General features: G+C 73.9%; 5 protein-coding genes. All 5 read left to right on the top strand.

The window, feature by feature from the left end; translation table 11 throughout:
* Positions 1 to 1056: potassium/proton antiporter (locus ABZV94_RS40255; RefSeq protein WP_356349845.1), on the top strand; the 1056-nt coding region annotated here is incomplete at its 5' end.
* Positions 1057 to 1310: 254 nt separating this feature from the next.
* Positions 1311 to 2606, top strand: a complete 1296-nt coding sequence (locus ABZV94_RS40250; protein ID WP_356349843.1) for an MFS transporter — start codon at positions 1311 to 1313, stop codon at positions 2604 to 2606.
* Between the two features lie 67 nt (positions 2607 to 2673).
* Positions 2674 to 2982: an FmdB family zinc ribbon protein gene (locus ABZV94_RS40245; protein ID WP_356349840.1), complete on the top strand. Its 309-nt coding sequence runs from the start codon at positions 2674 to 2676 to the stop codon at positions 2980 to 2982.
* Positions 2983 to 3081: 99 nt separating this feature from the next.
* Positions 3082 to 3915: an S-methyl-5'-thioadenosine phosphorylase gene (locus ABZV94_RS40240; RefSeq protein ID WP_356349837.1), complete on the top strand. Its 834-nt coding sequence runs from the start codon at positions 3082 to 3084 to the stop codon at positions 3913 to 3915.
* A 227-nt stretch (positions 3916 to 4142) separates the two neighbouring features.
* The coding region (locus ABZV94_RS40235; RefSeq protein ID WP_356349836.1) for a hypothetical protein at positions 4143 to 4756 on the top strand (614 nt) is incomplete at its 3' end.

Below are 4756 nucleotides of genomic sequence, written 5' to 3'. Positions count from 1 at the left end.
CGCGTGACGGGCACGCTGGAGGCCGAGTCGGGCTTCAACGACGCCCCGGTGGTCATCCTGGTCGTCGCCTTCTCCACCGCCGGCCCGGTCGAGCACTGGTACCTGCTGCTCGGCGAGATCCTCCTGGAGCTGGCCATCGGCGCCGCCGTCGGCCTCGCGGTGGGCTGGTTCGGCTCCTGGGGGCTCCGGCACGTCGCGCTGCCCGCCTCCGGCCTCTACCCGATCGCCGTGATGGCCATCGCCGTCACGGCGTACGCCGCAGGCGCCCTGGCGCACGGCAGCGGCTTCCTCTCCGTCTACCTGGCCTCGATGATCCTCGGCAACGCCAGGCTCCCCCACTGGCCCGCCACCCGCGGCTTCGCCGAGGGGCTCGGCTGGATCGCCCAGATCGGCATGTTCGTGGTGCTCGGCCTGCTGGTCACCCCGCACGAACTGGGCGACGACGTCGTCCCCGCGCTGGTCATCGGGCTGGTGCTGACCATGGTGGCCCGCCCGCTGAGCGTGGTGGCGAGCCTGGCGCCGTTCCGGGTGCCGCGGCCGGAGCGGATCCTGATGTCGTGGGCCGGGCTGCGCGGCGCCGTGCCCATCATCCTGGCGACCATCCCCATGGTGAACGGCGTCGCCGGCAGCCGCCGCATCTTCAACATCGTCTTCGTCCTGGTCGTCGTCTACACCCTGGTCCAGGGGCCGACCCTGCCCTGGCTGGCCCGCACGCTGCGGCTGGGCGAGAAGGGCGAGGCCGCCGACCTCGGCATCGAGTCGGCGCCCCTGGAGCGGCTCCAGGGACACCTGCTGTCCGTCACCGTCCCCGAGGGCTCCCGGATGCACGGCGTCGAGGTCAGCGAGCTGCGGCTGCCGCCCGGCGCGGCCGTCACCCTCGTGGTGCGCGAGGAGAAGTCGTTCGTGCCGCTGCCCTCGACCGTGCTGCGGCGCGGCGACGAACTGCTGGTCGTCGCCACCGACCCGGTCCGCGACGCGGCGGAACGGCGGCTGCGCGCGGTCGCCCACGGCGGCAAGCTGGCGGGCTGGCTGGGCACGGACGGCAACCGGGGCTGACGCCCGGCCCGTCTCGTGGCATTCACAGGCGCGCCCTGCGACGGTGCTCACTTTCACAGGGGCACAAGCCATGATCCCTGTAGTATGAAGGCACCCTGATCGAACCAACTCTGCCTGATGCAGAGCTGGCGCGACCGTATGGCGGCCGGAACACCCTCCGCGGAGGCACCGGTATCTACCGCAGTTCCGCGCAAGAGGACAGCTCTCGGCGCCCCCGCACGGGCGCGCTACCAGGCGGAAGAAAGGCACGGGCCGTGGAGTCCACGGTCACCACCGAGCCGGCGGAGAACCCGTCGGTGTCGCCCCGCCCCGGATACGGCCGGCTGCTGCGCACCCGCGGCGCCTGGACGTTCCTGCTCCCTGGCTTCGCCGCGCGCCAGCCGTTCGCGATGCTCACCCTCTCGATCGTGCTGCTCGTCCAGCACACCACGGGCTCGTACGGCGCCGCGGGCGCCGCCGCCGCGGCCACCGGCGTCTCCATGGCGCTGTTCGCGCCGTACAGCGGCCGTCTCGCCGACCGCTACGGCCAGCGGGCCGTGCTGGTCCCCGGCGTCCTGGTGCACGCGCTCTCCGGCCTCTCCCTGACGGCGCTCGCCCTCGCGCACGCGCCCCTGTGGGCGCTGTTCCTGGCCGCCGTCCCGACCGGCGCCTCCGTACCGCAGGTCGGCCCGATGGTGCGGGCACGCTGGGGGGTGAAGCTCCAGGGCTCACCCCTGATGACCACGGCGGCGGCGTTCGAGTCGGTCACGGACGAGCTGACCTTCGTCGTCGGGCCCCTGCTGGCGACCGCGCTGTGCACCGCGGTGACACCGGCCGCGGGCCTGGTCACGGAGGCCGGGCTGACCCTCGTCGGCGGTCTGCTGTTCGCCGCGCAGAAGAGCACGCAGCCGCCGGTGTCCCGGGACGGCGGGCACGCGCGCGTGCGGCACGCCTCCGCCCTGCGCGTCCCCGGCGTGCGCGTGCTGGCCGTCACCTTCCTCGGCATCGGCTCGGTCTTCGGCGGCATGCAGGTGTCGCTCGCGGCCTTCACCGAGTCGATCGGCGAGCCCGGCCTGAACGGCGTCCTGTACGGCGTCTTCGCCGCCGGGAACATGCTGTCCGGCATCGTCTGCGGCGCGATCGCCTGGAAGGCGGCTCCGCAGAAGCGCCTCGTGATCGGTTACACGGCGCTCGCGGTGGCGGCGTCCGCCCTGTGGACGGCGCACTCGGTGCCGCTGCTCGCCGCGCTCGGCCTGCTGGTCGGCATGTGCATCGCCCCGGCGCTGATCACCGGCTACACGCTGGTCGAGGGCCTGGTCCCGGCCGGCGCCCGGACCGAGGCCTTCACCTGGCTGACCGGCGCCGTCGCGCTCGGCCAGGCCGCCGCCGTCACCGTCGCGGGACAGCTGGAGGACCGGCTGTGGGACGGCGCCGGGTTCCTGGTGCCCATGGGCGGGACCGCGCTCGCGCTGGTGACCCTGGTGACGCTGCGGTCGCGGCTGGCCGCACGGCACGGGAACCGCACGGTCGCGCGTGGCGTCGGTCACCGCGTGCCCGTCGCGGTGGACTAGTCCCCGGGAATACGTCACTATGGACCGTCGTTAGCACTCATTGAGTGAGAGTGCCAGGAGGAAGACAGTGCCGACCTACCAGTACCAGTGCACCGAGTGCGGCGAGGGCCTTGAGGCGGTGCAGAAGTTCACCGACGACGCTCTGACCGAGTGCCCCACCTGCAAGGGCCGCCTGAAGAAGGTGTTCTCCGCGGTCGGCATCGTCTTCAAGGGCTCGGGGTTCTACCGCAACGACTCCCGCGGCTCCACGTCGAGCAGCAGCCCGGCGTCGAAGCCGGCCGGCTCGTCGTCCGACGCGAAGGCGTCCTCCTCGGCGTCCTCTTCGTCTGCTTCGTCCTCCTCGAGCTCCGGCTCCGCGAGCAGCTCCGCCGCCTGACACCTCTCGTCCGGACCCTGCCGTCGTGCGACGGCAGGGTCTTCGGCCATCCCCGGCAGCGGCTCCCCCACGCCCTCGCGGCCCGCTAGTGTGCTGGTCATGGCCAAAGCAGAGATCGGCGTCATCGGCGGTTCGGGTTTCTACTCCTTCCTGGACGACGTCACCGAGGTCCAGGTGGACACCCCCTACGGGTCGCCCAGCGACTCGCTCTTCCTCGGGGAGATCGCCGGCCGGAAGGTCGCCTTCCTGCCCCGGCACGGCCGCGGCCACCATCTGCCGCCGCACCGCATCAACTACCGCGCCAACCTGTGGGCCCTGCGCTCCGTCGGAGTACGGCAGGTGCTCGGCCCGTGCGCGGTGGGCGGCCTGCGTCCCGAGTACGGCCCCGGCACCCTGCTCGTGCCGGACCAGTTCGTGGACCGTACGAAGACCCGGACCCAGACGTACTTCGACGGGCTGCCGCTGCCCGACGGCACCGTGCCGAACGTCGTGCACGTGTCCATGGCCGACCCCTACTGCCCCACCGGGCGTGCCGCCGCGCTGAAGGCCGCCCGCGGCCGGGACTGGGAGCCGGTGGACGGCGGCACGCTGGTCGTGGTCGAGGGCCCGCGCTTCTCGACGCGCGCCGAATCGCTGTGGCACCAGTCCCAGGGCTGGTCGGTGGTGGGCATGACCGGCCATCCCGAGGCGGCGCTCGCCCGGGAGCTGGAGCTGTGCTACACCTCGCTGACCCTGGTCACCGACCTCGACGCGGGCGCCGAGACCGGTGAGGGCGTCTCGCACGAGGAGGTGCTGCGGGTCTTCGCGGCCAACGTGGACCGGCTGCGCGGTGTGCTCTTCGACGCGGTGGCGGCCCTGCCGGAGACCGGGGAGCGGGACTGCCTGTGCGTGAACGCGCTGGGCGGGATGGACCCGGGGTTCGAGCTGCCGTGACGGGGAACTGCGCGGGGCTGAGCGGGGACAGGGGGCCGGCGCCGGGCCGGGAGGCCGCCAGGTGCCGAGCCGGGAGGCCGTCAGGTCTCTGAGCCGGAGAATGGGCCGCCGGAGAATGGGCCGCGGCGCGGTGCGGCTCGTGTGGAACTCCTCGTTCGGGTGGGTGAGTTATCCACAATCCGCCGGTGATCCACCGGCCCCGGCGCGATCCGGCGCGAGGCGTCATCGTGGCACCGCAAGCCGAACTCCTCGTCGCAGGCGGTGACTCCATGCCCTCGTCCTCGCTCCCGCTGCCCTCCCCCTCACCCTCGCACTCCCCCTCGTCCTCACCCCCGTTCTCCTCCGTCCCGATCCCGGCCCCGCCCCCGCCCTCTCCCGCCCGTTCCTCGTTCCCGCCCCCGCTGCGTCCTCCGCGCCCGCTCGGTACGGAGGCTCCGCCGACCCGTGAGGTGCCCCCGTTCGATCCGGTGCGGGTGGGCGGCGGCCGGTACGGGCTGCAACGGCTCCTGCGGCATCGCGGCCGGATCGTCGCGGCCGGGCTCGCGGTGACGGCGGCGGCGCTGGTCGCCGCGGGGCCACGGACCGGAGCGGAACCCCACGGCCCGGAGCGGGCGCACGGGCATCGGGCGGCGGAGCCGGCCCGGCCGCGCCCGGTGGCCGAGGTGGTGACGGCGCCGGTGCGGATCGCCGACGCCGCCACGGTGCGCCTGCTGCACTCCGGTGACCGCGTCGACGTGATCGCCGCGGAGGACCCGTCGGCCGGGACCGGCGTCCGGGTGCTCGCGCGCGGTGTGCGCGTGGCGGAGGTGCCGCGGCCGCCGGCCGGCGCGGCCGCGAGCGG

Source organism: Streptomyces sp. NPDC004658, assembly GCF_040609555.1.
Lineage (GTDB): Bacteria > Actinomycetota > Actinomycetes > Streptomycetales > Streptomycetaceae > Streptomyces.
The sequence above is the reverse complement of the archived record's forward strand: the minus strand, read 5'-3'. Positions and strand labels throughout refer to the sequence as shown.

Excerpts from the sequence above, each read along its gene's own strand:
- ABZV94_RS40240 (WP_356349837.1), top strand. The coding sequence starts at position 3,082 with ATGGCCAAAGCAGAGATCGGCGTCATCGGCGGTTCGGGTTTCTACTCC.